General features: G+C 72.5%; 2 protein-coding genes. Both read right to left on the minus strand.

The annotated features are described in order from the left end of the window. Window positions 1-1,288 (minus strand): MDR family MFS transporter (locus tag ADY01_RS34465; protein ID WP_049580718.1); only part of this gene is annotated, 1,288 nt, incomplete at its 3' end. A gap of 100 nt (window positions 1,289-1,388) precedes the next feature. Next, complete coding sequence (locus ADY01_RS34470; RefSeq protein ID WP_049580719.1) at window positions 1,389-2,861, minus strand: ABC transporter substrate-binding protein; 1,473 nt, start codon at window positions 2,859-2,861, stop codon at window positions 1,389-1,391. Window positions 2,862-3,007: the final 146 nt, after the last annotated feature.

The raw sequence follows: 3,007 nt of genomic DNA on the forward strand, positions 1-3,007 counted from the left end.
GACGCGGGTCGAGCACCTCGGGCGGCGGTGGACGGAGCGCGTCCCCCGGGGCGTGGCGCGGGGAGGGCTCCTGCGCGCCCCGCGCGACGCGCTCCACCCGGGAGCGCGCCGTCAGGGCGACGAAGGCCGCGATCAGCACGCACGCGGCCGCGCACCCGTACCACAGGGCGGCGCTGCCCAGGTGCTCGACGACGTTCCCGCCGACCAGCGGGCCGACCATGGTGGCCGTGGCGAAGGCGAGCGCGTAGGCGCCCAGATAACGGCCCCTGGCGCGCCGGGTGGACATGTCCGCGGCGATCGACTGGGCGGCCGGGTGACCGCCCATCTCGCCGAGGGTCCAGACGGTGACGGCGACGGCGTAGACCGCCCACGAGGTGGCGATCGCCTGGACGCCGACGCCGACCGCGGTGACGCACAGCGCGGCGACGAGCACGGTCTCCCGGTTCCAGCGCGCCATGAACCGGGCGCTGGGTATCTGGAACGCGCACAGCAGCAGCCCGTTGAGGGTCAGCAGCATGCCGTACTCCCGGGTGGTGAAGCCCTCGTCCACCATGGCGACGGGCAGTGAGACGGTGGACTGGACGTAGACGACGGAGTAGACGAACATCGCGGCCACGAAGATCATGAACACGCGGTCGCGCAGCACGTCGAGCAGGCTCGCGCCGCCCGACTCGGCGCGGACCGCGCGCGGTTCGGGGACATGTGTCTCGTGGACCCGGGCCAGGACGATCGCCGCGGAGACGAGCAGCACCGCCGCCTGGCCGTAGAAGAGGAGCTCGAAGGCCCGGTCGGCCATGAATCCGGCGATCACCGGCCCGATGGCGTAACCGAGGTTGACGGCCCAGTACTTGTAGGCGAACGCGGTCCGCCGGTGCGCCCGGGGCACCAGATCCGTGATCAGGGCCGTGACGGCGGGCTGGGCGGCCCCGTTGACCAGGCCGAAGACGAACAGCAGCAGCGCGACGGCCGCCGGGTGGGCGAAGAAAGGGATGACGACCACCGTCGCCGCCGACAGCAGGAGGCTTCCGACGAGGGTGCGCTTGCGGCCGACGGTGTCGCACAGCACGCCGCCGCCGAGCGTCGAGACGACGACACCGCCGCCGTACCCGGAGACGATCAGGCCGGCCGTGGAGACGGAGAGACCGGCGTCTTCGGTCAGGAAGAGCGTGATGAACGGGACGACGAACCGCCCGGTCCAGGTGACCAGCACGGCGAGCCAGAGCCACCAGAAGCTCGGAGGCAGATCGCGGGCGCGGGTGTGCCCGTCGGCCTGCTGACGGAGTGACATGGATACCCTTCCGGGCCGCCCCCGGGGGAACGGGGTCGCGTTCCCCCGGGGAGCCTTGTGGCCGTGGAGCGTTCGGGAACGGGGGCGAGGGGGGCGCGGCCTACCGCTCCTCGACGGTCAGGACGTTGAAGTCGAGCGTGTAGGGCTCGGCGACGCTGTGAGCCTCCTCGATGCCGCCCAGCCACGGCTGCGCGGCGACGAAGTCGTCGACATAGGCCCAGGCCGGGGTGCAGGCCGCCTCGGTGATGGCCTCGCCCGCGGCGACATAGGTGCCGGTGTCGCCGGTCCGCAGCGCCTCGGCCAGCAGCTCGGTGGTCTCCTCGTCGTAGCACTGGAGGTGGTTCAGGCCGCCGTCCCGGTCCCAGAACACATGGCCGTACAGGTAGGGGTTGCTGGCGTCGGGCCAGGTGCCCGAGGAGACGTAGAGGTCGGGGGCCTCGGCGGGGGCGCTGGCGAAGGTGCCGAAGACCTGGGACGTCTGGAAGGCGGTGATGGTGGCGTCCAGGCCCAGCTCCTGGAGCTGGGCGGCGATGAGGTTGGCGATCTGGGCGTCGTCGGCGCTGCCCGCGCTGTGCCCGATCCGCACCGTCCTGGCGGAGGCGGGCAGGCCCGCCACGTACTCCTCCAGCGGCGCGGTGTCGTGCACGATCTCCCGGGCGTCGGCGCCGTCGGGCACCGAGCCGCGGGAGTAGGTGCCGGTGGCCAGCTCGGCCTTGTGGGTCACGACCTGGTCGATGACGGACCGCCAGTCCACGGCCTGGAACATCGCGGTGCGCGCCTCGGCGGTGGCCATGAAGTCCCGGTTGGGGTTCATGTAGAGCACGCCGACCTGGAACGTGGGCAGACTGAGCGCCTGGAGGCTGTCGTCCTCGACGAAGCGGGCCTGGGAGGCCGAGGGCACCGCGCCGATGATGGCCGCGAGGTCGCCGCTGGTGAGGGCGAGTTGCATGGCCGAGGTGTCCGTGTAGACGGGCATCTCGACGGTGGTGAACACCGGTTCCTCGCCCCAGTGGCCCTCGTACGCCTCCATCTCGTACCGCTCACCGACCCGCGCGACGGTGAGCCGGTAGGGGCCGGTGCCGGCCGAGTGGGTGCTCAGGTACGTCTGGGCGTTGTCGTCCCCCGCCTGCTCCGACAGCACGGTCGGGCTGATCATCTTGGGGCCGTAGGGCGAGGCGAGGTAGTCCAGGAACGCGGAGTCGGGCTGGGCCAGGGTGACCACGGCGGTCAGGTCGTCGGGGGTCTCCACCGACTCGACGCCGGCGACCATGTAGGCCGGACCGGCGTCGACGGCCGCGCGGCGGTCGAAGGACGCCTCGACGGCGGCGGAGGTGAACTCCGTTCCGTCGTGGAACGTCACGCCCTCGCGCAGGGTGAAGGTGTAGGTCGTGAAGTCCTCCGAGACCTCCCACGCGGTGGCCAGGGCCGGGCCGAGAGTCGGCTCGTCCACGCCGGGCTCGTAGCGGACGAGCCCCTCGTACATGTTGGTGGTCAGGGCCAGGCCGTTGCCCGCGTAGTAGACGTCGGGGTCGGGCGCCTGCCCGATGTCGTTGAGCAGTCCGAGGGTCAGCACCCCGTCCTCGGGCGCGGCGGAGCCGGCGGCGCTGCGGGCCGAGCCGCCGCAGGCGCCGAGGGCCAGGGCGAGACCGGCGGCGAGCGCCGCCGCGAGGGCCGCGCGGAGGGGGCGTGGGCTGGCTCTTATTCACATCTGACGCCGGC

Origin of the sequence: Streptomyces sp. SBT349 (assembly GCF_001083795.1) — a bacterium.
GTDB lineage: Bacteria > Actinomycetota > Actinomycetes > Streptomycetales > Streptomycetaceae > Streptomyces.